The sequence below is a fragment of the Streptomyces sp. NPDC001514 genome (assembly GCF_053597075.1).
In genome coordinates this window covers 255,380-279,313 of record NZ_JBSFHO010000004.1, presented here as the reverse complement: position 1 = coordinate 279,313, position 23,934 = coordinate 255,380, and the positions used below count along the sequence as shown (strand labels likewise).

Sequence of the window (23,934 nt, the reverse complement as noted above, 5' to 3'; positions counted from 1 at the left end):
CACACCCGCCACCCCTGTCCCAGGGGGGACCGCGTTACTTCGTATGGCGTACGGTGCCGCCCATGGCAAGTGTGCTCGTGGTCGAGGACGACCAGTTCGTGCGATCCGCCCTCATCAGGCACTTGACCGAGGCCTCCCACACCGTACGGAGCGTCGGGACGGCCCTGGAGGCGCTGCGCGAGGTGGCTCATTTCCGGTTCGACGTGGTGATTCTGGACCTCGGACTGCCCGATCTGGACGGGGCCGAGGCGCTGAAGATGCTGCGCGGCATCACGGACGTCCCCGTGATCATCGCGACGGCGCGCGACGACGAGACGGAGATCGTACGGCTGCTCAACGACGGCGCCGACGACTACCTCACCAAGCCGTTCTCGGTGGAGCATCTGTCGGCGCGGATGGCGGCCGTGCTGCGGCGCTCGCGGGCTGCCGCGGGGGAGGCACCGCCGAGCAGGGTGATCCAGGTCGGCGGGCTGTCGATCGACCCGCTGCGCAGGCAGGCCGAACTCGACGGGGACCGGCTCGATCTGACCCGCCGGGAGTTCGACCTGCTCGCCTTCCTGGCCGGAAGGCCGGGGGTTGTCGTACCGCGCAAGGAACTGCTCGCCGAGGTGTGGCAGCAGTCGTACGGTGACGACCAGACCATAGATGTGCATCTGTCCTGGTTGAGAAGGAAATTGGGGGAGACGGCCGCTCGCCCCCGTTATCTGCACACCCTCCGGGGTGTCGGGGTGAAGCTGGAGCCGCCGCAGTGAGATGGGCGCTGGTCAAAGTGTCCCTGGCGGTCACGGCCATGGTCGTGATCGCCTTCGCGATACCGCTCGGACTCGTCATCCAGGAGATGGCCAGGGACCGGGCCTTCTCCAACGCCGAGCGGCAGGCCGCCACCATCGGCCCCACGCTGTCCATCACCACCGACCGCGACCAGCTGGAGCGGGCCGTCGCCTCGACCCAGGCGGGCGCGGCGGGACGGATGGCGCTCCACATACCCGCGTCGGACGAGACCGGCGGCCAGGAGCTGGCGATCGGCACCCGGCGGGCGGCCGTACGGGATCTCGCCACCACCGAGCAGATGGGCCGCGCCTCCATCACCGAGGTCACCGGCGGTTCGGCGCTGCTCCAGCCGACCGCGCTCAGCTCCGGGAAGATCGCGGTCGTCGAGGTGTTCGTACCGGAGGACGAGGTCAGCAATGGCGTGACCACCGCCTGGCTGGTCCTCGGAATGGTCGGCGTGGCGCTGATCGTCGGCTCGGTGGCGGTCGCCGACCGGCTCGGCATACGGATGGTGCAGCCGGCCCAGCGGCTTGCGGGCGCCGCACACGACCTGGGCGAGGGCAAGCTCGGGGCGCGCGTCCCCGAGGAGGGGCCCACCGAACTGCGGTCCGCCGCGATCGCGTTCAACGCGATGGCCGACCAGGTGGTGCAGCTGCTCGCCAACGAGCGGGAGCTCGCCGCCGACCTGTCGCACCGGCTGCGCACACCGCTGACGGTGCTCCGGCTGAACGCCGCCTCGCTGGGTACGGGCCCCGCGGCCGAGCAGACCAGAGCCGCCGTCGAGCAGCTGGAGCGGGAGGTCGACACGATCATCCGTACGGCGCGGGAGGCCAAGCCGCAGACGCAGGCCACGGGTCCCGGCGCGGGCTGCGACGTCTCCGAAGTCGTCCGTGAGCGCATGGAGTTCTGGTCGGCGCTCGCCGAGGACGAGGGGCGCAAGGTGCGGCTCGCGGGCGTGGACCGTCCCGTACGCATCCCCGTCGCCCGGCCCGAACTGGCCGCCGCGCTGGATGGGTTGCTGGGCAACGTCTTCCGCCACACCCCGGAGGGAACGGCCTTCTCGGTGGACGTGCACAACGGGGACGACGCCGTGATCGTGCTCGTGTCGGACGCGGGGCCCGGTATCGCGGACCCGGAGGCGGCGCTCGCGCGGGGCAACAGCGGGGGCAGGGACGGCTCGACGGGACTCGGCCTCGACATCGTGCGGAGGGTCGCGGAGTCGACCGGCGGCGACGTGCGCATCGGGCACTCGGTGCTCGGCGGCACGGAGGTCCGGATCTGGATCGGTCTCGGCGGCGCGACGCGCGGCCCGGCGCAGCGGCGGCTGGGCAGCAGGACGGGGCGGCGCAGGCGCAGAGGTCTCAACCATTAATCGCCACCGATGCGGTCCTTAAGAGCACCCTAAGAACCTCAACCACTGTCCGGCTCGGGGGAATTGTCCGTTCCGCTGCCGCTAGCGTGCTGCCGCACCCCACCCCCGTTACACAGAGGCAGGCACGCGATGGGCAGCAGCAGCACGCACCGGCGTACGGCGAGCGGCAGAGCGAAGGCGATCGGCGCGGTCGTGGCCGCGGCGATCACCGGCGGCGCGGCCTTCGCGCTCACCGGCACGGCGCAGGCGGCCGCGGTCGGCGCCGCGTACACCAGGACCAGCTCCTGGGACAGCGGCTACACCGGCCAGTACGTCATCACGAACGACACCGGCGCGGCACAGTCGGGCTGGACCCTCGAGTTCGACCTGCCCGCCGGCACGAAGATCGGCTCCCTCTGGAACGGTGACCACACCGTCCAGGGGCAGCACGTCACCGTGAAGCCCGCGAGCTGGAACAAGGATCTGGCGCCCGGCGCGTCCGTCACCGTCGGATTCGTGACCTCGGCGAGCGGTCAGGCGGGCGACCCGTCCGGCTGTCGCATCAACGACATCGCGTGCTCGGTCGACGAGGGTGCGACGCCGCAGCCCAGCGGCCGCCCCACCGAACAGCCCACGCCCGCCCCGACCGCGACCGCCCCGACGACGCCACCCAGCCCGACCGGTACACCGACGCAGACGGTGACGCCGACCCCGGTGCCGACCGCGACCGCCACCACTCCGGCGGGCGGCGGTGCGAAGTTCGCGCCGTACATCGACACCTCCCTCTACCCGGCGTACGACATGCTCGACGCCTCCGCCAGGACCGGGGTGAAGGACTTCACCCTCGCCTTCATCACCTCCGGCGGCAGCTGCGCCCCGCTCTGGGGCGGTGTCACGGGCCTCGCCGACGACAAGGTCGCGGCGCAGATATCCGCCCTGCGTGCCAAGGGCGGGGACGTGCGGGTCTCCTTCGGCGGCGCCGCCGGCCACGAGCTGGCGCTCAACTGTTCGTCGGCGGGCGAGCTGGCGAAGGCGTACGGCAAGGTCATCGACCAGTACAAGCTCACGAAGGTCGACTTCGACATCGAGGGCGCGGCCCTTCCCGACACCGCCGCCAACACCCGCCGCTCGCAGGCCATCGCGCAGCTCCAGAAGGAGCACCCCGGGCTCGACGTCTCCTTCACGCTGCCGGTGATGCCGGAGGGCCTCACACAGCCCGGCGTCGATCTGCTCGCGGACGCGAAGAAGAACGGCGTCAGGACCGACGCCGTCAACATCATGGCGATGGACTACGGGCCGGCGTACAGCGGCGACATGGGTACGTACGCGATCCAGGCCGCCACCGCGACGCAGGCGCAGATCAAGGGCGTGCTCGGGCTCTCCGACGCGGCCGCATGGAAGGCCGTTGCCGTCACCCCGATGATCGGCGTCAACGACGTCACGAGCGAGATCTTCAAGGTCGACGACGCGACCCAGCTGGTCGACTTCGCCAGGTCGAAGGGGATCGGCTGGCTGGCCATGTGGTCCTCGACCCGTGACAAGCAGTGCGCGGCGGGTGCCGTGAACCACGCCGACGCGACCTGCAGCTCGATCCTCCAGGAGCCGCTGGCCTTCACGAAGGCGTTCGCCGCCTACAAGTAGCCACTCCCCGCCCCCACACAGCGTGCCCCGGCCGGATCGCCCCCCACCCGGCCGGGGCATGCGTCACGCATCGGGCAGCACCCCTGTCCTGGCCAGCTGCCCGTACCAGCGGGCGCTGGACTTCGGGGTGCGGGCCTGGGTCTCGTAGTCGACGTACACGGCGCCGAAGCGCTTGCCGTAGCCGTACGCCCATTCGAAGTTGTCCATCAAGGACCAGAGGAAGTAGCCGCGGACGTCGGCCCCGTCGGCGATCGCCTGGTGGACGGCGGAGAGGTGGCCGTGCAGATAGCGGATCCGCTCGGGGTCGTGGACGCTGCCGTCCGCCGCCGGCTTGTCGGGGTAGGCCGCGCCGTTCTCGGTGATCATCAGCGGCAGTCCCGGCGCTTCGCGCGTGTAGCGCAGCAGCAGGTCGTACAGCCCGGTCGGGTCGACGGACCAGCCCATATCCGTGACATCACCGGGCGGTTGGTGGAACGCGACGGAGTCGGCGCCGGGCCAGGGGGAGTGCTCGCTCGCGCCGTGGCCGTCGCTCCGCTCCGGCGCCTGGCCGTCACTGTCGGTGGCGGTTGATACAACAGCGGGTGAGTAGTAATTGATCCCGAGCGAGTCCAGGGGGTGCCGGATGAGGGCCAGATCGTCGCCGTGGACGAACGACCAGTCGGTGAGGTGCGCGGTGTCGTCGAGGAGATCCTCGGGGTACGAGCCGTGGAGCATCGGATCGCTGAAGATCCTGTTGGCCAGCGCGTCGATCCTGCGCCGGGCGTCCAGGTCCGCGGCCGACCGGGTGCGGGCCCTGACCGCGCTGGGGTTGAGGCTCACGGACAGCTGGGCCCGGGCGGGCAGCGCGGTGCGCAGGGCCTGGGCGGCAAGACCGTGGCCCAGGTTGAGGTGGTGGGCCGCGCGCAGTGAGGCGACCGGCTCGGTGCGACCGGGGGCGTGCACGCCGGAGCCGTATCCGAGGAAGGCGCTGCACCAGGGCTCGTTGAGGGTCGTCCACCGCTCGACCCGGTCGCCCAGCGCCTCGGCGACGATACGGGCGTAGTCGGCGAAGCGGCTCGCGGTGTCCCGCTCCGGCCAGCCGCCCGCGGTCTCCAGCTCCTGCGGCAGATCCCAGTGGTAGAGGGTGAGCACAGGCGTGATGCCGTGCTCCAGCAGGTCGTCGACGAGGGCCCGGTAGAAGTCGAGGCCGCGCTGGACGGCGGGGCCTCGGCCGGTGGGCTGGACGCGCGACCAGGAGACCGAGAAGCGGTACGCGCTGACGCCGAGGTCCGCCATGAGCCGGACGTCCTCGGCGCGGCGGTGGAAGTGGTCTACGGCGACATCGCCCGTGTCCCCGTTCTCCACCTTGCCGGGGGTGTGGCTGAAGGTGTCCCAGATCGACGGCGTACGGCCGCCCTCCCGTACGGCGCCCTCGATCTGGTACGCGGCGGTCGCGGCGCCCCACAGGAAGCCTGGCGGAAAGCTGACGGACTCGGACATGGAGGAGCTCCCAACGTGTGCGTAGGAACAGAAAGGGTGAGGAGGCGTCAGTCGTCAGCCCTTGACCGCGCCCTGCATGATCCCGCCGACGATCTGCTTGCCGAAGATCACGAAGGCGATCAGCAGCGGCAGCGTGCCCAGGAGCGCACCGGCCATGATCACCGACTGGTCGGGGATGTAGCCGCGGCCGAGTCCGGTCAGCGCCACCTGCACGGTGGGGCTGCCGTTCTGGGTCAGCGCGATGATCGGCCAGAAGAAGTCGTTCCAGGCCATTACGAAGGTCAGCATGCCGAGGACGGCCATCGCGGGCCGCGCGGCCGGGAAGACCACGTGCCACACGACGCGCCAGCTGTTCGCGCCGTCCACGCGGGCCGCCTCGATCAGTTCGGTCGGCAGCGCCTCGATCAGGTACTGCCGCATGAAGAACACACCGAAAGCACCGACGAGCGTGGGGAGGATGACGGACTGCAGTTGGTCGGTCCAGGACAGCTCGGCGATCAGCATGTACAGCGGTACGACGCTGAGCTGCGGCGGCACCATCATCGTGCCGATCACCAGCAGCAGAAGAAGGTTCTTGAAGCGGAAGCGGAGTTTGGCGAAGGCGAATCCGGCGAGCGTGGAGAAGAGCACCGTGCCCGCCGCGACCGTGCCCGCGACAACGGTGGTGTTGAGCAGCGCCGTGCCCATGTTGGCGTCGGTCCAGGCGATCTCCAGGTTCTTGAGGAGATTGCCGCCGAACCAGAAGGGCGGGGGAGTCTGCGCGAGCCGGGTGTTGTTGCGGGACGCCGCGATCGCCGTCCACACCAGGGGGAACAGCGAGCCCACGGTGAAGACGATCAGTACGGCGTAGGTGATCCGCCCACCGTGCAGCTGCCGTCCGGCCCCGCGTCGCGGCCGTTTCGCCGCCGTCGGCTGCTTCGCCACCGGCTGTTCCGTCGCCGGCACGGCCGGCTGTTTCGTCGTCAGCACATCAGCCCCCTACACGCTCTTGCGGAGCCGGCGCCCCAGCAGCCAGTTCACCGCGCCGATCACCAGCAGGATCAGGAACATCGTCCAGGCGATCGCCGAGGCCCGGCCGAGATGGAGATTCACCCAGCCCTGCTCGTACAGATAGAGCCCGAGCGTCTGGAACTGGTGGTCCGCGCCGCCCGTCGCGCCCGCGCTCCCGTTGAAGAGCAGGGGCTCGCCGAAGAGCTGGGTCGCGCCGATCGTCGACACGACACAGGTGAAGAGGATGGTCGGCCGCAGCGAGGGGACGGTGACGTGGAGGAACTGCTGCCAGCGGGAGGCCCCGTCCAGTGCGGCGGACTCGTACAGGTCGTTCGGGATGGCCTGCATCGCCGCGAGATAGATCAGCGCGTTGTAGCCGGTCCAGCGCCAGATGACGATCGTCGAGACCGCGATCTGCGAGGTCCACTCGCCGTTCTGCCAGTCGACCGGGTCGATCCCCACCGCCCCCAGCGCCCAGTTGATCATTCCGTAGTCGCGCCCGAAGAGCAGCACGAAGACGAGCGTCGCCGCGGCCACCGACGTGGCGTACGGGGTGAGGGCGGCCACCCGGAAGAACATGGAGGCGCGCAGCCGGTAGTTCAGCAGATGCGCGATACCGAGCGCCATGAGCAGCTGCGGGACGGTGGATATCAGCCCGATGGTGACCGTGTTCTGGAGCGCGTTCCAGAAGAACTCGTCCTCCAGCAGGCGGGAGAAGTTGCGCAGCCCCACCCACTCCATGTCGTTCGGCGCCGTGAGCTCCACCCGGTGCAGCGAGGCCCAGCCGGTGTAGAGCAGTGGGAAGAGCCCGAAGGCCGCGAAGAACACGAAGAACGGTGCGACGAAGGCGTACGGGCTCCACCGCATGTCCCGCCGGTACCAGCGGCTGCGCCGCGCCCGGCGCCGTTCCGCCGCGGCGGTGTCGTCTTTCGGGGGTCGCGCCGGGGCCGCGCCCTCCTCCCCCTGGGAGGGCGCGGCGGCTGTGGCGTCACTTGCCATTCCGGTCAAGGGTCCGGTCCCTGTCACTGGTCCAGAGCGTTGTCGATGGCCTTCACGGCGGCGTCCCAGCCCTCCTTCGGGGACTTGCCCTTCTGGTCGACCTGGAGCATGCCGATGTCTCCCAGGTTCTGGGCGATGACCAGGTCCTTCGGGCCGACAGGGGCCACGGGGATGCCCTGGGCGGCCTGCGAGAAGATCTGACCGATCGGGGCGTTGGCGAAGTACGTGTGCTTGGCGCCGGAGACGGACGCCATCGAGTAGGCGGCGGACGCGCTCGGGAAGCTGCCGCGCTTCTCGAAGAGCTTCGCCTGCTGCTCCGGGGCGGTCAGCCAGGCCGCGAGCTTCGCCGCCGCGGTCTTGTTCTTGCCCGCCTCGGGGACGATCAGGAACGAGCCGCCCCAGTTGCTGGGCTTCGGGGCCTGGGCGATGTCCCACTTGTCCTTGCCGGCATCGCCGGCCTTGTCCTGGATGTAGCCGAGCATCCAGGCGGGGCAGGAGACCGTGGCGAAGGCGCCGTTGGCGAAGCCCTGGTCCCAGGCGGGGGTGAACTGCTGGAGCTTGCCCGACAGTCCCTCCGTCGCGAAGGCCGCGGCGGTGTCGAAGGCCTCCTTCACGGACGGGTTCGTCTTGTAGACGATCTGGCCGCTCTCGTCGTAGAACCGCTTGGCGCTGCTGCCGTTCATCGCGTTCATCACGCCGGACGCGGAGTCGACGAAGGAGGCGCCCTTCGGCGCCTTCGACTTGAACGCCTTTCCTGTCTCCAGGTACTTGTTCCAGTCGCCCGCCCAGAGCTTGCCGACGGCCTCGCGGTCGGTGGGCAGCCCCGCCTTGGCGAACAGGTCCTTGCGGTAGCAGATGCCCTGCGGGCCGATGTCGGTGCCGAGGCCGACCGTCTTGCCGTCCTTGTTGGTGGCCTGCGCCCACTTCCAGGGCAGGAAGCTGTCCTTGGCGACCCCCTCCGCCTTGCCCAGGTCGACGAGCTTGTCGGCCTGCGTCGCGGTGATCTCGGCGATGTTGTTGACCTCGACGGCCTGGATGTCGGCGAGCCCGCTGCCGCTGCCCAGGTGGGTCAGCAGCTGCGGGTAGTAGTTCTCGTTGCGCTCGATCGAGGTCTGCTCGATGACGATGTCCTTGTGGAGCTTCATGTACTCGTCGTAGAGCCCGGCCTCCTTGAGCCCGAAGGCTCCGAAGACTCCCACCGTGATCGTGGTCTTGCCCTTGCCGTCGCCCCCGGCCTTCGAGCTGCCGCCGGCGGGTTCGTCGCTGTCCTCGGCACAGCCGGCCAGCAGCCCGGCGCCGAGCGCCGCGACGACCGCGAGGATTACGGTCCTGCGCATTGCGTCCTCCTTGTGCCCTGACGTGCCGACCCCCCGGCCAACTGACGTGCTGCGCCCGTTCGTTGGAGCATGCGGCTCGGGCGGGGAACGTGCGGGTTCTGTATGAGTGAGGTACGGTGGGAGCGCTCCCATACGTGATGTGTTGAAGGGTCGCGGCTCCCCGGAGGGGTGTCAAGGCACCCGACACGTTATGTTCTCGGCCAGGGGACCTCGGGGAGGCGGACATGGTGGATCGCCGGAAGACCGGTGTCCGGGCGGGCGTCACGGGCGCCAGGTCCGGAGGCAGGAGCGGGCGCAGGCCGACCCTCGAAGAGGTCGCCGCACACGCCGGGGTCGGCCGCGGCACGGTCTCCCGGGTGATCAACGGCTCGCCCCGGGTGAGCGACGCGACCCGGGCCGCCGTCGAGGCGGCGGTCGCCGAGCTCGGTTACGTACCCAACCGCGCGGCCCGCGCCCTCGCGGCCAACCGCACCGACGCCATCGCCCTCGTCGTGCCGGAGCCCGAGGCGCGTTTCTTCGCCGAGCCGTACTTCTCCGACATCGTCCGGGGCGTCGGAGCGGCCCTCGCCGACACCGACCTGCAGCTGCTGCTGACCTTCGCCGGCTCGGACCGGGGCCGCCGCAGGCTCGCCCAGTACCTGGCCGCGGACCGCGTGGACGGTGTCCTGCTGGTGTCCGTGCACGCCGACGACCCGCTGCCCGACCTGCTGGAACAGCTCACGATCCCGGCCGTCATCAGCGGCCGCCGCTCCGCGGACGAACCGCTCGCCGCCGTCGACTCCGACAACACCGAGGGCGCTCGTGCGGCCGTCGCCCATCTGCTGTCCCGCGGCCGCCGCACCATCGCGACGATCACCGGCCGCCTCGATGTGTACGGCGCCCAGTGCCGCCTCGACGGCTACCAGGAGGCACTCGCCGCGGCGGGCCTTCCCTCCGACGAGCGATTGATCGCGCCCGCCGACTTCACCGAGGAGGGCGGCCGCTGCGCCATGCGGGCCCTCCTGGAGCGCCGCCCGGATCTGGACGCGGTCTTCGCCGCCTCCGACGTCATGGCCGCCGGAGCCCGCCAGGTCCTGCGCGAGGCGGGCCGCCGCATCCCGGACGACGTGGCCCTGGTCGGCTTCGACGACTCGGCGGTGGCCCGCCACATGGACCCGGCCCTCACCAGCGTGCGCCAGCCGATCGAGGAGATGGGCCGCACGATGGCCGGCCTGCTGATCCAGCAGATCGCCGACCGTGGCACCCGGGACCGCCCGCAGATGGTGCTCCCCACGGAATTGGTGGTCCGCGACTCGTCATGAACGCGCCGCGCGCTGCCTGCAGCGTTCGGCGCGCTGCGTTCGACGTCCGCTGGCGCGTGCTGCGTGCTGCGTGCGCGTCGCGCACAACGTTGAAGGGCCGACCCGCTTCCGCGGACCGGCCCTTCAACGATCAGGGTGAGTGACGGGACTCGAACCCGCGGCATCCTGGACCACAACCAGGTGCTCTACCAGCTGAGCTACACCCACCACGACCGGTCTTTTTCCCGACCGGCCGAGAAAAAGTGTACAGGGTCCGAGGGGGTGCTCGCGCCCGCGTTTACGGCCCCCTGTCGCGGGACCTGCGAACGAGCGGTTTGCGGCTACTCCGCAGGGAGTACGTGACGCGCCGCGATCTTCTTCGCGGTGTCCGAGTCGGGGCCGGGCTGCGGGACGAAGATCGCCTCGCGGTAGTAGCGCAGCTCGGCGATGGATTCACGGATGTCGGCGAGGGCCCGGTGGTTGCCGTTCTTCTCCGGACTGTTGAAGTACGCCCTCGGGTACCAGCGGCGCGCCAGTTCCTTGACCGAGGAGACATCGACGATCCGGTAGTGGAGGTACTCCTCCACCTTCGGCATGTCGCGCAGCAGGAAGCCGCGGTCGGTGCCGACCGAGTTCCCGCACAGCGGCGCCTTGCCCGGCTCCTTGACGTGTTCGCGTACGTACGCCAGGACCAGCTCCTCGGCGTCGGCCAGGGTCGTGCCGGCCGCGAGCTCGTCGAGGAGGCCCGAGGTGGTGTGCATCTGCCGCACCACCTCGGGCATGGTCTCGAGCGCCGCGTCGGGTGGGCGGATCACGATGTCCACCCCTTCACCGAGCACGTTCAGTTCCGAGTCGGTGACCAGTGCGGCCACCTCGATGAGTGCGTCGTCGGTCAGCGAGAGCCCGGTCATCTCGCAGTCGATCCACACCATGCGATCGTTCATGCGTCCTACCTTAGGCCGACCGGCGTTCGACGGGTGGCGTCGCGCACCCCCGATCGCCGGCCGGTCCTGGCCCGGACCCAGGGCCAGGACTCGGACCTGTCCTCCGAATCGATCCCTAGGGCGCACTCCGCTGGCCCGGGAGCGCCGGCCGGCCGGGGGCGTACGCGTCGGAGTTCGGCTTGCCCGGTTCCGGCAGGCCGCCCGGCCCGGTCGCCGTGGCCGCCGCCGGGCGCCTCGCCTGCGGACCCGGGGCCTGCGCCGGAACCATGGCCTCCACCGCCTGGGCGGACGGTCCCGGCTCGCCCTGCGGGCGCCTGGCCCGGTAGGCGGCCCGGTACGCGGCCGGGGACGAGCCGAGCTGGCGCCGGAAGTGGCCGCGCAGCGCCACCGGCGAGCGGAAGCCGCAGCGGCCCGCGACCTCGTCCACCGAGTAGTCGGACGTCTCGAGCAGCCGCTGCGCCTGCAGCACCCGCTGGGTGATCAGCCACTGCAGGGGGGCGCTGCCGGTGAGCGAGCGGAACCTGCGGTCGAAGGTCCGCCTGCTCATGTACGCGCGCGCGGCCAGCGTCTCCACGTCGAACTGCTCGTGGAGATGCTCCAGGGCCCAGGCCACGACCTCGGCGAGCGGGTCGGAGCCGATCTCCTCCGGTAAAGACCTGTCGAGGTAGCGCTCCTGCCCGCCACTGCGCCGCGGCGGTACGACCAGCCGGCGGGCCAGCGCCCCGGCGGCCTCCGCGCCGTGGTCCGTCCGCACGATGTGCAGACAGAGATCGATTCCGGCCGCGGTACCGGCCGACGTGAGGACGTCGCCGTCGTCGACGAAGAGCTCGCGCGGATCGACGTGCACCGACGGGTAGCGCTTGGCCAGCGTCGGCGCGTACATCCAGTGCGTGGTCGCCGGACGGCCGTCCAGCAGTCCCGCGGCGGCCAGGACGAACGCCCCGGTGCACAGTCCCACGATCCGGGCGCCCTCCTCGTGGGCGCGGCGCAGCGCTTCGAGCGCCTCCGGCGGCGGTGGTGATGTGATGGACCGCCAGGCAGGCACGACGACGGTGCCGGCCCTGCCGATCGCCTCCAGCCCGTACGGCGCGGTGAGTTCGAGTCCCCCTGTGGTCCGCAGGGGTCCTTCCTCACCGGCGCACACGAGCAGCCGGTAGCGGGGAACTCCGGCGTCCTGGCGGTCGATTCCGAACACCGAGAGCGGGATGGAACTCTCGAAGATGGGGCCGCCGCTGAACAGCAGCACCGCGACGACCTCACGGCGGCGGCGCCCGGAAAGTTTCCGCGCGACCTCCGGTGCGGCGGAGTCCTGACTCATGACGCTAAGCCCCCCTCGGTGTTCGCGTCTCCCCGTTCGTTTCGGGCCTCTCGCTCCTGCACGTTTCCCCTCGGTTTTGCACGAGTCCCCAGCCTTCGATACTCATGATCGAATCTACTGCGTCCCGTGGTGCCGGCGTGACAAGTTCGGAAACCGGCACATTGTCGACAAGGCAACTTGGCGCGAAGCATTCGATCACGAAGCGTTCCACTCACGGGCCCCGCAGGGAAGTGCGTCTCGCGTGCATGGCCCGTCCCCGTAGGGTGCGAGCGACCGTGTCGGTCCTTTCTTGCCTGGTGACAAGGGGGTTGGCGGGCCGTTCGGGCAAGGGACGGTCCCTGACGGGAAGTTGGCTGAAAATATACGGGTGCGCGTGTACGAGACGGTCAGGCTACCGGCGTATTCCGCCCTCGCCGACCTCCGCCCCTGTGCGCCCCCGCACGAACGGGCAGTGCTGCGGCCCGTTCCGAGCGGCGCAGCAGTACCCGGCAGACGGCGGTCACGGCCGCGAGTCCGAGGGCCACTGCCGCGGCCCCGCCCACGGATGTGCCGTACGCCACGAGCACGACGGGGACCAGGAGGCAGCTGAAGGCCCCCCAGCGGACCACATCGCCCGCGGAGTCGGCGCGGGCGGCCGCCCCCGAACCCGGGACGCGCTCCGCGGGCATGTGCGGCACGCGCGGTTCCGGGTGCCGTTCCCGTTGCTGCTCCGGGCGCGGCACCGCGCGACCGCCCGCCACCTGCGTCGGTGTCGGGACGGAGCCGCGGGCAGCCGGTGATGCGGGCACGGAGGGCTCCTGGGCAGTGGTGGGGTGACCGGGTACCAACGAGGATCGGAGCGCTCGGTCACTGCGCCGCGACGCGTGCCGGGCAGGCCGCACGGCCCACGGCGCCGGCCGCCGCCGAAGCCTGTATGGGACAGGCGCCATTGCCATACGGAGCGTGCTCGTGCATGCTCCCTGGAACGCCGTGAGTAGGGCTGCTGCCTCTGGGCAGAGGAGGAGTGTCGCCGTACCCTTGGGGGTATGGGGTTGGGAAGATGATTCCCGGACACAGCTCCGCCGCCCACCGTCGCCCTCCCTTGAGGATCTGAACGCCGAGACACCGATGGCCGGTCACGAATTCCCCGAACCCGCGGACCGCAAGCAGGTCGCCGACTCCATGCCGGATCTGCGAGCGGCGGAAGAGTCACGCCATTCCTGCGATCCCGCCTTCCGGCACGGAGTTGTCGTCGGCTTCGACGGATCGACCTCCAGTGAGCGCGCCCTGGCGTACGCCATCGGCATGGCCAGGCGCTCCGGCTCCGGCCTGATCATCGTGCACGTCGCCAACCGCCTTCCCACCACGGTGTGGGCGGGGTGCGAGCCGCCGGTCTTCGTCGACGTACCGGACCACCGCACCGAGGTGCTCGGGCTCGAGCTCGCCTGCGCCGACTACCTCTCCGAGGTGCCGTGGATCCTCGTGGAGCGCGGCGGCGACATCTGTCATGAGCTCGAGGAAGTCGGCCGGGAGTATTCGGCGGACGCGATCGTGGTCGGCTCCACTCACGGCATCGTGGGGCGCATTTTCGGCTCCGTCGCCGGCCGGCTCGCGCGGCGCGCGCAGCGGCCCGTCGTCGTCATCCCCTGACCGCCGCCGGGCCTGTCGGCCACCCTTCGTCCGCCCAGGTCGGGCAGCGTTCATAACTTTTTGACGACCGTCAAATCTACTCGCCCGTACAGGGTGGATTGTGCGCTTGTGAAGGGTACATAACGGTGGCTGGGAAGCAGCACCTACGCGCGCATGAAGGGAGCCCGCCGTGGACAACGAAGTCTCCGCGGGAAGCGCAACGTCATCGACTCTCGGCCACCTCGCACTGGGACTGACCCTGCTGGCCTTCGGTATCGGCCACACCGGTGTGATCGACAATGTCGCGGCATCCGACGCCGCATCACTCGCGACCTGGGTAGGGGGAGTCGCACTGTTCATCGTCGGGTTGCTCGAGTTCCGTGCGGGCAACGGCGGTACGGGTACGGCCTTCGCGGGCCTCGGCGCCTTCTGGTTCACCTGGGGCACCGGCGCCGGCACGGAGGTCTCGGCGGAGGCCGCAGGACTCTTCCTGCTGCTGTTCGCGCTTCTTGCACTGACGCTCACCGCCGCCTCCGCGGGCAGCGGACTCTTCGGACAGGGCGTCTACGGGCTGCTGTTCATCTCGATGCTGCTGCTCGCCATCGCGTCGTTCGCCGGGAACGACGGCCTCGCGAAGGCCGGCGGCTGGGCCGGCGCGGTCGCGGGCCTCGCGGCCTGGTACGGAGCCACGGCGGCGCTCGCCCACTGGCCCACCTTCACCGGGCGCGCTGCCGGCCGGGGGGTGACGGCCACCGGCTGAGCGGCCACGGGCCGGCGTGAGGGCAACGCCGGCGACCAAAGGGCGACCCCCTGCGCACAAGGTGGCGTGCGCAGGGGGTCGCCGGCCTTTGCGGCTGAACCGCCGCCGCTCTCGCGGAGGTGGTAACTCGCCGTCGTGGTTGCTCAATTGTCGCTGCCGACGTCCTGAGGCGGAGGACTACTCCACCGTCACGGACTTGGCGAGGTTGCGCGGCTTGTCGATGTCCCGGCCCAGGGCCAGGGCCGTGTGGTACGCGAGGAGCTGGAGCGGGATGCCCATGAGGATCGGGTCGAGCTCGTCCTCGTTCTTCGGGACGAGGATCGTGTGGTCGGCCTTCTCCTGCTCCTGGTGCGCGACCGCGAGGATCTTGCCGCTGCGGGCCTTGATCTCCTCCAGCGCGGCGCGGTTCTTCTCCAGCAGGTCGTCGTCGGGGACGATCGCGACCGTCGGCAGCGCGGGCTCGATGAGCGCCAGCGGGCCGTGCTTCAGCTCGGAGGCCGGGTAGGCCTCGGCGTGGATGTACGAGATCTCCTTGAGCTTCAGGGAGGCCTCGAGCGCCACCGGGTAGCCGCGGACGCGGCCGATGAACATCATCGACTTGGCGCCGGCGTACTCGTCCGCGAGCTTCTTGATCTCGTCCTCGGTCTTGAGGATCTCCTCGATCTGCGCGGGCAGCTTGCGCAGACCCTCGATGATCCGCTTGCCGTCGGCCACCGACAGGTCGCGGATGCGGCCCAGGTGCAGCGCGAGCAGTGCGAAGGCGACGACCGTGTTGGTGAAGCACTTGGTCGACACGACGCAGACCTCGGGCCCGGCGTGCACGTACACGCCGCCGTCCGTCTCACGGGCGATCGCGGAGCCGACCACGTTGACCACGCCGAGGACGCGCGCGCCCTTGCGCTTGAGCTCCTGGACGGCCGCGAGCACGTCGTACGTCTCACCGGACTGCGAGACCGCGATGTAGAGGGTGTCGGGGTCCACGACCGGGTTGCGGTAGCGGAACTCGGAGGCCGGCTCGGAGTCCGCCGGGATACGGGCCAGGGACTCGATGAGCCCGGCGCCGATCAGGCCCGCGTGGTACGAGGTGCCGCAGCCGAGGATCTTGACGCGGCGGATGCCGCGGGCCTCGCGGGCGTCCAGGTTCAGGCCGCCCAGGTGCACGGTGGAGAACCGGTCGTCGATGCGGCCGCGCAGCACACGGTCCACGGCGTCGGCCTGCTCGGAGATCTCCTTGTGCATGTACGTGTCGTGGCCGCCCATGTCGTACGACGCGGCCTCCCACTCGACGGTCTCGGGGGTGGCGGTGGTGCGCGAACCCTCGGTCGTGTACGTACGGAAGTCGTCGGCCTTCAGGGTGGCCATCTCGCCGTCGTTCAGGGTGACGACCTGGCGGGTGTGGGCGACCAGCGCGGCGACGTCGGAGGCGACGAACATCTCCTTCTCGCCGATGCCGAGGACGACCGGGGAGCCGTTGCGGGCCACGACGATGCGGTCGTTGAAGTCGGCGTGCATGACGGCGATGCCGTACGTGCCCTCGACGTGGCGGAGCGCCTCGCGGACCTTCTCCTCCAGGGTCTCGGCCTGGGAGCGGGCGATCAGGTGGGTGAGCACCTCGGTGTCGGTCTCGGACGCGAAGACGACGCCGTCGGCCTCCAGTTTGGCGCGCAGCTCGGACGCGTTGTCGACGATGCCGTTGTGGACGACGGCGACGTTGTTCTCGGGGTCCATGTGCGGGTGCGCGTTGTGGTCGCTCGGGGCGCCGTGGGTGGCCCAGCGGGTGTGGGCGATGCCGGTGGTGCCGGCGAAGCGCTTGGGGACCCGGGCCTCCAGGTCACGGACGCGGCCCTTGGCCTTGACCATCTTCAGCCCGGTGGACTTGGGGCTGGTGATCACCATGCCCGCGGAGTCGTAACCCCGGTACTCCAGCCGCGCCAGGCCTTCCAGCAGCAGCGGCGCGACGTCCCGCTTCCCGATGTAACCGACGATTCCGCACATAGAGCTATGCCCCTCCGATGACGTTCAGGTGTGTGCTCAGCCGTAGACGATGCGACGCAGCTGCCGGAGCGAGAGCTCAGGCGGCGCGACGGCGCGGTACGGCAGCTCGGCCGCGATCCGCTCGAAGATCTCCGTGTTCACTGCTCCGCCGGCCTGTAGCTCGCGGTGGCGGCGGCGGACGAACTCCTCGGTCGTCTCGTCGAAGAACGCCAGCACATCGAGCACCACCCGGGCCGCCTCACCGCGCTGGAGCGCGGTGCTGCGCACCAGGTGGTCGATGAGGTCGTCATGCGACGGCGGGCGGCGTTCCAGCACCCGTAGATACTGAGGGCTGACAGGGCCCGCACGCAAGAATCCTGCCCGATTTCGGGCAGAAACCTGCGTGATCATGGTTACAGCGGGGATTTACGTCCGCTTTAATCCGTTTTGCCGGTGCTTCAGTAGTCGGCCAATACACCGAGCGCTACGGGCGAAGGTGGTCTACACCTTGACCGCTCGTGGGGTGCACGGTACGCATGGTGACCGTTCGGTTGCTCGGCACCACAGTCGTGACCCCCTCGGAAGGGACCCAGCCTGTGAGACAGCGCAGAACGTTCCCCCGGCTCCTCGGTTCACTGTTGCTCGTCGTCGCCGCCGGTGCCGCCTGCGTCGGGGCGGCGGCGCCGGCCCCCGCGCAGACCGCCGTCAGACCGCTCGGCGAGGTCGTCCCCGCGCCCGCGTCCGTGAAGCCCTCCGGCACGCCGTACGCCCTCACGCCCGCGACCCGCATCAGGGTCGACGACGACTCGCGCGAGGCGCAGCGCATCGGCGCGTATCTGGCGGCCGTGCTGCGGCCCTCCACCGGGTACGCGCTGCCCGTCACCGACGACGACCAGGGGCGCGGCGGTATCCGGCTCGCGCTCGGGTCGCGCGACAGGAGCCTCGGCGACGAGGGCTATCGGCTGGAGTCGGGCGCCGGCGGGGTCACCATCACCGCCCGCAAGCCCGCAGGGCTCTTCCACGGCGTCCAGACGCTCCGTCAGCTGCTGCCCGCCGCCGTGGAGAGGGACACCCGGCAGACCGGGCCCTGGCAGGTCCCCGGCGGCACCATCACGGACTCCCCGCGCTTCGGCCACCGCGGCGCGATGCTCGACGTCTCCCGGCACTTCTTCACCGTCGACCAGGTCAAGCTCTACATCGACCAGCTCGCCCTCTACAAGATCAACAAGCTGCATCTGCATCTCTCCGACGACCAGGGCTGGCGCATCGCCGTCGACTCCTGGCCGCGCCTGGCCACCTACGGCGGTTCCACCCAGGTCGGCGGCGGCCCCGGTGGCTATTACACCAAGGCCCAGTACCAGGAGATCCTCGCCTACGCCGCATCCCGCTATCTCGAGGTGATCCCGGAGATCGACATGCCGGGCCACACCAACGCCGCCCTCGCCTCCTACGCCGAGCTGAACTGCGACGGGGTCGCCCCGCCGCTCTACACCGGCACCGGGGTCGGCTTCAGCTCGCTCTGCGTGCCGAAGGCCGTCACGTACGACTTCGTCGACGACGTCGTACGCGAGCTGGCCGCGCTCACCCCCGGCAAGTACCTCCACATCGGCGGTGACGAGGCCCACTCGACCAGCCACGCCGACTACGTGGCGTTCATGGACAAGGCGCAGGCCGCCGTCGCCGAGTACGGCAAGACGGTGGTCGGCTGGCACCAGCTGACCGGGGCGACACCGGCCAAGGGCGCCGTCGCCCAGTACTGGGGCCTGGACGGCACCGGCGCGGCGGAGAAGGAACAGGTCGCCGCCGCCGCGCGCAACGGCACCAAGCTGATCCTGTCGCCCGCCGACCGGATCTATCTCGACATGAAGTACACCAAGGACACCCCGCTGGGCCTGGCCTGGGCCGGCTACGTCGAGGTGCAGCGCTCGTACGACTGGGACCCGGGGGCCTATCTGCCCGGCGCGCCCGCCTCGGCGATCGCCGGGGTCGAGGCGCCGCTCTGGTCGGAGACCATCTCGACCAGCGACCACATCGAGTTCATGGCCTTCCCGCGGCTCCCCGGGGTCGCGGAGCTCGGCTGGTCCCCGGCGTCGACGCACGACTGGGCCGCGTACAAGGTGCGGCTCGCGGCGCAGGGGCCGCGGATGTCGGCGCTCGGGATCGACTACTACCGCTCGCCGCAGGTGCCCTGGCCCGCCGAGTAGCCGCGCGCGGACAAGGAAGCGGGCGCCCTCCGAGGACCGTACCCGGAGGGCGCCCGCCGGTCTGTGGCCCGAGGGACTACCTGAACCGCGCGATCGGGTTCTTCAGGTTGCCCACCAGCTGGAGCGCGCCCGACGGGTCGGCCAGGTCCACCATCTGCTTGTTGTTGCGCAGCTGCAGCCGGTTGAGGCAGGACAGCGCGAACTCGTCCGCGAACATGTCGTACTGGGCGAACCTGTCCGCCAGATGCGGCGCCGAATTCTGGTACGCCGTGACGCACTCGGCGACCGTCCGCCAGAACGTCTCCTCGTCGACGACGCCCTCCGTCGCCAGCGTGGCGCCGAGGAAGCGGAAGAAGCAGTCGAAGACATCCGTGAAGATCGACAGCAGCTTCATGTCCTCGGGGACATCGGCGCGGATCCGCTCCACCGACGGCGGAAGGACCGCGTCCGGGTCCATCACGCAGATCTCCTCGGCGATGTCCTTGAAGATCGCCCGCCGCACCGCCCCGTCCTCGCCGATGACGAGGATCACGTTCTCGCCGTGCGGCATGTAGACGAGGTCGTACGCGTAGAAGGAGTGCAGCACCGGCAGCAGATACGCGTCGAGGTAGCGCCGCAGCCACACCTCGGGAGCCAGCCCCGACTCCGCGATCAGCGCGCCCGCGAACGACTTCCCCGCACGGTCCACATGGAGCAGCGAGGCCATCGTCGCGAGCCGCTCGCCGGCCTCCAGCGTGGGCACCGGGCTCTCGCGCCAGAGCGCGGCGAGCATCTTGCGGTACGGCGAGAAGCGGTCCGTGGCGGCCTCGTACTCGAGGTGCCGGTAGCCGACCGCCGCGCGCTCGCGGATGATCGAGAAGCGGGCCGCCCTCAGCACGTCGTCGCTCGCGATGAGCGCGGCCAGCCAGTCGTTGATGGCGGGCGTGGCCTCCATGTACGCGGCGGACAGGCCCCGCATGAAGCCCATGTTGATGACGGACATCGCCGTCTTGACGTAGTGCTTGGCCGGGTCGCTGGTGTTGAAGAAGGTGCGGATCGACTGCTGGGCCAGGTATTCGTCGTCGCCCTCGCCGAGCGGCACCAGACGGTGCTGGGCGATCTCGGCGGCGAAGGTGACGGAGAGCTTGTTCCACCACTGCCAGGGGTGGACCGGCATCAGCAGATACGCGTCCGGGTCCAGACCGAGCCCGCGCAGCCGGGCGTCGAAGCGCTCGAGCGTCTCCTGGCCCAGCTCGGCCCGCAGCAGGTTCTCGTAGCCGAGGTCCGCGCAGGAGGTGAAGCTCGCGCGGGAGCGGTGCGCGGCGACCCACAGCAGCCGGACCGGGGCCGCGGCCTCGGGGGCGTACCGGTGGTACTCGTGCCCACCGAAGCCCAGCCGTCCGTTGTTGGCGACGAAGCAGGGGTGACCCTCGGTCATCCCGGTCTCGATCGCCTGGAAGGAGGCGCGGGCCAGATCGGCGGCGGACACCTCCGGCTTGGTGAGCTTGTAGGCCGTACCGGACAGGGTGGAGGAGATCTCCTCCAGATAGACCGGCAGGATCTCGTCGGACAGCCCCAGCGCGCCGCGCAGCTCGGTGAAGAACTCAAGGGCGTCCAGCGGGAGCTCGCTGCCGTCCCGGTGGCGGGTGAGGGATTCGGCGAAGACCTGCCAGTGGTCCAGGGCGAGCCGGCCGGCCGTGAACCGGTACTCGGTCCTGCCGTCGTCGCTCAGGACGGCGTAGCGGTCTCCCCCAGAGCCTTCGGCCTGGGAGGTGCCCCCACCGAGTGCCTGCGGGGTGATCAGCCGCTCGTGGGAGAACTCGGCGAGTCCCTTGCGGATCAGCTGCCGGTTCGCCTCGGCCCACAGCTCGGGGGTGAGGTGGGCGACACTGTCGATCGCGTTCATCGGGCCGCTCCGACCGCTGCCTCGAACCGCTCCCGGGTGCAGAAGCTCAGCAGCGCCTTCTTCTCGGGCTTCTGTATCTCCCGCTCGGGTATGAAGCCGACCGCCTCGTTGAGCGCGTGGACGGCCGTGTTCGCGAGGTCCGGCTCGACGACGACCCGCCGGGTCGCCGGATCCGCGAACAGCTCCCGCATCACCGCAGTGATCACGGCGCGGGTGAAGCCGTGCACCGGGGTGTCGGTCGGGGCGACCAGGAAGTGCATGCCGACATCGCCCTGCTGGGGCTCGTAGAGACCGACCAGCTCGACCTTCGACGGGTCGTACCGCTCCATCAGGAAGGCGGGCTCCCCGTCGTGCAGTCCGAGGAAGGCGTCGTGGTGCTCGGCGGCCGCGATCGCCATGTACTCGCGCTCCACGTCCTGGAGCCTGGCCTCCTGCATCATCCAGAAGGCGGCCTTGGGGTGGGTGACCCAGCTGTGCAGCAGTTCGGCGTCCGCGAGCGGATCGAGGAGGCGGAAGGTGAACGTCCCCAGGCCGGGGGCGGTGGTGCTCATGCGGAGAACTCCTGGAACGCGATGGTCTTCTCTACGGGGTAGTACTCGCTGCCGAGCAGCTCACCGATGATGTACGCGTTGCGGTACGCGCCCATGCCCAGGTCGGGCGAGGTGATGGAGTGCGTGTGCACGCCCGCGTTCTGCAGGAAGATGCCGCGCCCGGTGGTGTCGATGGAGTAGTTGCGGGCGACGTCGAAGCGGCCCTGGCCGTCCCAGCGGATACGGTCGCGGACGGGCTCCAGGAACTCGGGGGTCGCGTACTTGTAGCCGGTGGCCAGGATCAGGCCCTCGGTGCGGATCTCGAAGTCCTTCTCCTGCTCCTCCTGGCGCAGGCCCAGCGTGTACGTTCCGGTCCCGGACTCGTACGAGGCGGTGTGCAGGGCCGAGTTGGTGAGCAGCCGGGTGGGGACCGGGCCCTTGAGGTTCTTCTGGTAGAGCAGATCGAAGATCTCGTTGATCAGATCCCCGTCGATGCCCTTGAACAGGCCCTTCTGCTGCGACTCGAGCCGGTAGCGGGTGGCCTCCGGCAGCGCGTGGAAGTAGTCGACGTACTCGGGGGACGTCATCTCCAGCGTCAGCTTCGTGTACTCGAGCGGGAAGAACCGCGGGGAGCGGGTGACCCAGTTGAGCCGGTAGCCGTGGACGTCGATCTCGGCGAGCAGGTCGTAGTAGATCTCCGCGGCGCTCTGGCCGCTGCCGATCAGGGTGATGGACTCCTTCTTCTGCAGCTCCTCCTTGCCCTGGAGGTAGCGCGAGTTGTGGAGGAAGTCGCCGCCGAGGCCCCGGCAGGCGTCCGGAACGTGCGGCGGGGTGCCGGTGCCCAGGACGAGCCGGCGGGCGCGGAACGTTTCGCCGTCGGCGGTGTGGACGACGTACAGGTCGCTCCCGGTCTCGTACGCGACCTTCGTCACCGTCGTGCTGAAGCGGATGCTGCTCAGTTTGGCGGCGGCCCAGCGGCAGTAGTCGTTGTACTCGGTCCGCAGCGGATAGAAGTTCTCGCGGATGTAGAACGAGTAGAGCCGACCCTTCTCCTTCAGATAGTTGAGGAAGGAGTAAGGGGACGTCGGGTCGGCGAGCGTGACCAGGTCCGACATGAACGGCGTCTGGAGGTGGGCGCCTTCGAGGAACATTCCCGAGTGCCATTCGAAGTCCGGCTTGGACTCCAGGAAGACGCCGTTCAGCTCGTCGATCGGCTCGGTCAGGCAGGCGAGGCCCAGGTTGAACGGACCGAGACCGATCCCGATGAAGTCAAGAGGCGTGGACAAGGGTCTCTCCCAGGTACTGCTCGGCGTGGCCGGCTATCAGATCGAGGACGGCGGCGATGTCGTGCACGGTCGTCTCGGGGTTCAGCAGGGTGAATTTCAGGTACTGGCGGCCGTCGACCTTGGTTCCGGCGACGACGGCCTCGCCGGAGGCGAACAGGGCCTTGCGGGCGTAGAGGTTGGCGCGGTCGATCTCGGCCGGGGCGGTGACACGCGCCGGGATGTAGCGGAAGACGAGCGTGGACAGCCGGGGCTCGACGACGACGTCGTAGCGCGGGTCGCCGGCGAGCAGCTGCCAGCCGTCGGCGGCCAGGTCGCAGACCTCGTCGAAGAGCCGGCCGACACCGTCGGCGCCCATGACGCGCAGCGTCATCCACAGCTTGAGGGCGTCGAAGCGGCGGGTGGTCTGGAGGGACTTGTCGACCTGGTTGGGAATCCTCTCCTCCACCGTGCGGCGGGGGTTGAGGTAGTCCGCGTGGTACGTGGCGTGCCGCAGCGTCGCCCCGTCCCGTACCAGCACCGCGGAGGAACTCACCGGCTGGAAGAAGGACTTGTGGTAGTCGACGGTGACGGAGTCGGCGCGTTCGATGCCGTCCAGGAGGGGGCGGCGGGTGGGGGAGACGAGCAGTCCGCAGCCGTAGGCGGCGTCGACGTGCATCCAGGCGCCGTACAGCGTGCACAGGTCGGCGATCTCGGGGAGCGGGTCGATGGAGCCGAAGTCGGTGGTGCCCGCGGTGGCGACGACCGCCATCGGGACGAGGCCGTCCCGCCTGCACTTCTCCAGTTCGGCGGCGAGTGCCGCGGTCCGGAGGCGCTTGTCCCGGTCGACCGGGACGGAGACGACGGCGTCGCGGCCGAGGCCGAGCAGGGTCGCGGACTTCTGGACGCTGAAGTGGCTGCACTCGGAGGAGAAGATGCGGAGCTTCGACAGGTCGTCCGTCTTGGCCTCTTCGCGGGCCAGCAGCATCGCCTGGAGGTTGGACTGCGTGCCGCCGCTGGTGAACACGCCGTCGGCGGCGGGGCCGAGACCGATGCGGTCTGCGGTCCAGTCGATGAGGCGGCGCTCGATCAGGGTGCCGCCGGCGCTCTGGTCCCAGGTGTCGAGGGAGGAGTTGACAGCGGAGAGGACCGCCTCGCCGAGGACGGCGGGGATGACGACCGGGCAGTTGAGGTGGCCGAGGTAGCGGGGGTGGTGGAAGTAGACCGCGTCGCGCAGATAGACCTGCTCCAGCTCGTCGAGAGCGGCGGTGGTGTCGCCGAGCGGCTGGTCCAGGTCGACGGCGGCGATCGCCGGGGCGAGCTCGTCGGGGGTGACTCCGGTGAACGGCCGTCGGGTCGCGGCGAGTTTGTTCGCCACCCGCTCGACTCCTTCGGTCACGGAGCGCCGGTAACGCTCCGCCGTTGTGTCGTTGAGCAGGTGCGAGCGCATGGAGGGTCCTCCCGGATGCGGGGACTTCGTCGCCCCTCCGGACAGGAGAGAGGGGGGCGAGGGGACGACGTCAAAGTAAGGTTAGCCTAACCTAAGTTCAACGCGCAACGACCCCTCGCCCCCCTCGGGGCGCAGCAGTTGAGCAATAATT

20 protein-coding genes and 1 tRNA gene are annotated in these 23,934 nt (G+C 70.0%); 7 read left to right on the top strand and 14 right to left on the bottom strand.

The annotated features are described in order from the left end of the window. The first annotated feature begins 62 nt into the window (after positions 1 to 62). The 3 genes from ACWCXB_RS07305 to ACWCXB_RS07295 all read left to right on the top strand — a co-directional run bounded on the left by ACWCXB_RS07305 (position 63) and on the right by ACWCXB_RS07295 (position 3,763). A complete protein-coding gene (locus ACWCXB_RS07305; RefSeq protein ID WP_450719927.1) occupies positions 63 to 752 on the top strand; it encodes a response regulator transcription factor in 690 nt (229 codons plus the stop codon). After that, on the top strand, positions 749 to 2,143 hold the full coding sequence (locus ACWCXB_RS07300) for a sensor histidine kinase (protein ID WP_450719925.1): 1,395 nt from the start codon (positions 749 to 751) through the stop codon (positions 2,141 to 2,143). Before ACWCXB_RS07305 ends, ACWCXB_RS07300 begins: the two co-directional genes overlap by 4 nt. Positions 2,144 to 2,272: 129 nt before the next feature. Then, a complete protein-coding gene (locus ACWCXB_RS07295; RefSeq protein WP_450719923.1) occupies positions 2,273 to 3,763 on the top strand; it encodes a glycoside hydrolase family 18 protein in 1,491 nt (496 codons plus the stop codon). A 63-nt stretch (positions 3,764 to 3,826) separates the two neighbouring features. Here ACWCXB_RS07295 and ACWCXB_RS07290 read toward each other — a convergent pair whose 3' ends face one another. From ACWCXB_RS07290 to ACWCXB_RS07275, 4 genes are read right to left on the bottom strand one after another with little or no spacing between them, the layout of a single operon-like run. Then, the gene (locus ACWCXB_RS07290; RefSeq protein WP_450719921.1) at positions 3,827 to 5,242 is read right to left on the bottom strand and encodes a GH1 family beta-glucosidase; all 1,416 of its coding nucleotides are present in this window, start codon (positions 5,240 to 5,242) and stop codon (positions 3,827 to 3,829) included. Between the two features lie 54 nt (positions 5,243 to 5,296). Continuing rightward, positions 5,297 to 6,187 (bottom strand): carbohydrate ABC transporter permease, encoded by an 891-nt coding sequence (locus ACWCXB_RS07285; protein ID WP_450720100.1) that lies wholly within the window; start codon positions 6,185 to 6,187, stop codon positions 5,297 to 5,299. 33 nt (positions 6,188 to 6,220) lie between these two features. Next, on the bottom strand, positions 6,221 to 7,231 hold the full coding sequence (locus ACWCXB_RS07280; RefSeq protein ID WP_450719919.1) for a carbohydrate ABC transporter permease: 1,011 nt from the start codon (positions 7,229 to 7,231) through the stop codon (positions 6,221 to 6,223). A 23-nt stretch (positions 7,232 to 7,254) separates the two neighbouring features. Beyond that, a complete protein-coding gene (locus tag ACWCXB_RS07275) occupies positions 7,255 to 8,568 on the bottom strand; it encodes an ABC transporter substrate-binding protein (RefSeq protein ID WP_450719917.1) in 1,314 nt (437 codons plus the stop codon). Positions 8,569 to 8,792: 224 nt separating this feature from the next. On the opposite strand from ACWCXB_RS07275, the gene ACWCXB_RS07270 reads away from it, so the two are divergent. Next, the gene (locus ACWCXB_RS07270) at positions 8,793 to 9,869 is read left to right on the top strand and encodes a LacI family DNA-binding transcriptional regulator (RefSeq protein WP_450719915.1); all 1,077 of its coding nucleotides are present in this window, start codon (positions 8,793 to 8,795) and stop codon (positions 9,867 to 9,869) included. 134 nt (positions 9,870 to 10,003) lie between these two features. Here ACWCXB_RS07270 and ACWCXB_RS07265 read toward each other — a convergent pair. The 4 genes from ACWCXB_RS07265 to ACWCXB_RS07250 form a co-directional block, all read right to left on the bottom strand. Then, positions 10,004 to 10,076: transfer RNA gene (locus tag ACWCXB_RS07265), tRNA-His, on the bottom strand. 113 nt (positions 10,077 to 10,189) lie between these two features. Then, positions 10,190 to 10,792: an oligoribonuclease gene (gene orn / locus ACWCXB_RS07260; RefSeq protein ID WP_450719913.1), complete on the bottom strand. Its 603-nt coding sequence runs from the start codon at positions 10,790 to 10,792 to the stop codon at positions 10,190 to 10,192. Between the two features lie 115 nt (positions 10,793 to 10,907). Next, complete coding sequence (locus ACWCXB_RS07255) at positions 10,908 to 12,110, bottom strand: GlxA family transcriptional regulator (RefSeq protein ID WP_450719911.1); 1,203 nt, start codon at positions 12,108 to 12,110, stop codon at positions 10,908 to 10,910. Between the two features lie 386 nt (positions 12,111 to 12,496). Next, on the bottom strand, positions 12,497 to 12,898 hold the full coding sequence (locus tag ACWCXB_RS07250) for a hypothetical protein (protein ID WP_450719909.1): 402 nt from the start codon (positions 12,896 to 12,898) through the stop codon (positions 12,497 to 12,499). Positions 12,899 to 13,217: 319 nt separating this feature from the next. Here ACWCXB_RS07250 and ACWCXB_RS07245 point away from each other — a divergent pair, with 319 nt between their 5' ends. Next, positions 13,218 to 13,739, top strand: coding sequence for a universal stress protein (locus ACWCXB_RS07245; protein WP_450719907.1), 522 nt, complete (start codon positions 13,218 to 13,220; stop codon positions 13,737 to 13,739). A 169-nt stretch (positions 13,740 to 13,908) separates the two neighbouring features. After that, positions 13,909 to 14,478, top strand: a complete 570-nt coding sequence (locus ACWCXB_RS07240) for a GPR1/FUN34/YaaH family transporter (RefSeq protein ID WP_450719905.1) — start codon at positions 13,909 to 13,911, stop codon at positions 14,476 to 14,478. A gap of 177 nt (positions 14,479 to 14,655) precedes the next feature. On the opposite strand, the gene glmS is transcribed toward ACWCXB_RS07240, so the two are convergent. Together glmS and ACWCXB_RS07230 are read right to left on the bottom strand one after the other, a co-directional pair. After that, positions 14,656 to 16,473 (bottom strand): glutamine--fructose-6-phosphate transaminase (isomerizing), encoded by a 1,818-nt coding sequence (gene glmS / locus ACWCXB_RS07235; protein ID WP_450719903.1) that lies wholly within the window; start codon positions 16,471 to 16,473, stop codon positions 14,656 to 14,658. Positions 16,474 to 16,509: 36 nt separating this feature from the next. Next, complete coding sequence (locus ACWCXB_RS07230) at positions 16,510 to 16,788, bottom strand: hypothetical protein (RefSeq protein WP_450719901.1); 279 nt, start codon at positions 16,786 to 16,788, stop codon at positions 16,510 to 16,512. 260 nt (positions 16,789 to 17,048) lie between these two features. On the opposite strand from ACWCXB_RS07230, the gene ACWCXB_RS07225 reads away from it, so the two are divergent. Continuing rightward, a complete protein-coding gene (locus ACWCXB_RS07225) occupies positions 17,049 to 18,656 on the top strand; it encodes a beta-N-acetylhexosaminidase (RefSeq protein WP_450719899.1) in 1,608 nt (535 codons plus the stop codon). 76 nt (positions 18,657 to 18,732) lie between these two features. On the opposite strand, the gene ACWCXB_RS07220 is transcribed toward ACWCXB_RS07225, so the two are convergent. The 4 genes from ACWCXB_RS07220 to ACWCXB_RS07205 are packed head-to-tail and all read right to left on the bottom strand — an operon-like array spanning position 18,733 to position 23,783. Next, positions 18,733 to 20,541, bottom strand: a complete 1,809-nt coding sequence (locus ACWCXB_RS07220) for an IucA/IucC family protein (protein WP_450719897.1) — start codon at positions 20,539 to 20,541, stop codon at positions 18,733 to 18,735. Further along, entirely contained in the window at positions 20,538 to 21,092 is a 555-nt protein-coding gene (locus tag ACWCXB_RS07215; protein ID WP_450719896.1) for a GNAT family N-acetyltransferase, read from the bottom strand. Before ACWCXB_RS07215 ends, ACWCXB_RS07220 begins: the two co-directional genes overlap by 4 nt. Then, positions 21,089 to 22,357 (bottom strand): lysine N(6)-hydroxylase/L-ornithine N(5)-oxygenase family protein, encoded by a 1,269-nt coding sequence (locus ACWCXB_RS07210; protein WP_450719894.1) that lies wholly within the window; start codon positions 22,355 to 22,357, stop codon positions 21,089 to 21,091. Before ACWCXB_RS07210 ends, ACWCXB_RS07215 begins: the two co-directional genes overlap by 4 nt. Further along, positions 22,341 to 23,783 carry a pyridoxal phosphate-dependent decarboxylase family protein gene (locus ACWCXB_RS07205; protein WP_450719892.1) on the bottom strand — a complete coding sequence of 481 codons (1,443 nt, stop codon included), beginning with the start codon at positions 23,781 to 23,783 and terminating at the stop codon, positions 22,341 to 22,343. The genes ACWCXB_RS07210 and ACWCXB_RS07205 overlap by 17 nt, the downstream gene beginning before the upstream one ends. Positions 23,784 to 23,934 lie beyond the last annotated feature (151 nt).

Coding starts and splice junctions, on each gene's coding strand:
- ACWCXB_RS07275 (WP_450719917.1), bottom strand. CDS start 8,568: ATGCGCAGGACCGTAATCCTCGCGGTCGTCGCGGCGCTCGGCGCCGGG.
- ACWCXB_RS07220 (WP_450719897.1), bottom strand. CDS start 20,541: ATGAACGCGATCGACAGTGTCGCCCACCTCACCCCCGAGCTGTGGGCC.
- orn (WP_450719913.1), bottom strand. CDS start 10,792: ATGAACGATCGCATGGTGTGGATCGACTGCGAGATGACCGGGCTCTCG.
- ACWCXB_RS07290 (WP_450719921.1), bottom strand. CDS start 5,242: ATGTCCGAGTCCGTCAGCTTTCCGCCAGGCTTCCTGTGGGGCGCCGCG.
- ACWCXB_RS07270 (WP_450719915.1), top strand. CDS start 8,793: ATGGTGGATCGCCGGAAGACCGGTGTCCGGGCGGGCGTCACGGGCGCC.
- glmS (WP_450719903.1), bottom strand. CDS start 16,473: ATGTGCGGAATCGTCGGTTACATCGGGAAGCGGGACGTCGCGCCGCTG.
- ACWCXB_RS07280 (WP_450719919.1), bottom strand. CDS start 7,231: ATGGCAAGTGACGCCACAGCCGCCGCGCCCTCCCAGGGGGAGGAGGGC.
- ACWCXB_RS07215 (WP_450719896.1), bottom strand. CDS start 21,092: ATGAGCACCACCGCCCCCGGCCTGGGGACGTTCACCTTCCGCCTCCTC.
- ACWCXB_RS07305 (WP_450719927.1), top strand. CDS start 63: ATGGCAAGTGTGCTCGTGGTCGAGGACGACCAGTTCGTGCGATCCGCC.
- ACWCXB_RS07205 (WP_450719892.1), bottom strand. CDS start 23,783: ATGCGCTCGCACCTGCTCAACGACACAACGGCGGAGCGTTACCGGCGC.
- ACWCXB_RS07245 (WP_450719907.1), top strand. CDS start 13,218: ATGGCCGGTCACGAATTCCCCGAACCCGCGGACCGCAAGCAGGTCGCC.
- ACWCXB_RS07255 (WP_450719911.1), bottom strand. CDS start 12,110: ATGAGTCAGGACTCCGCCGCACCGGAGGTCGCGCGGAAACTTTCCGGG.
- ACWCXB_RS07295 (WP_450719923.1), top strand. CDS start 2,273: ATGGGCAGCAGCAGCACGCACCGGCGTACGGCGAGCGGCAGAGCGAAG.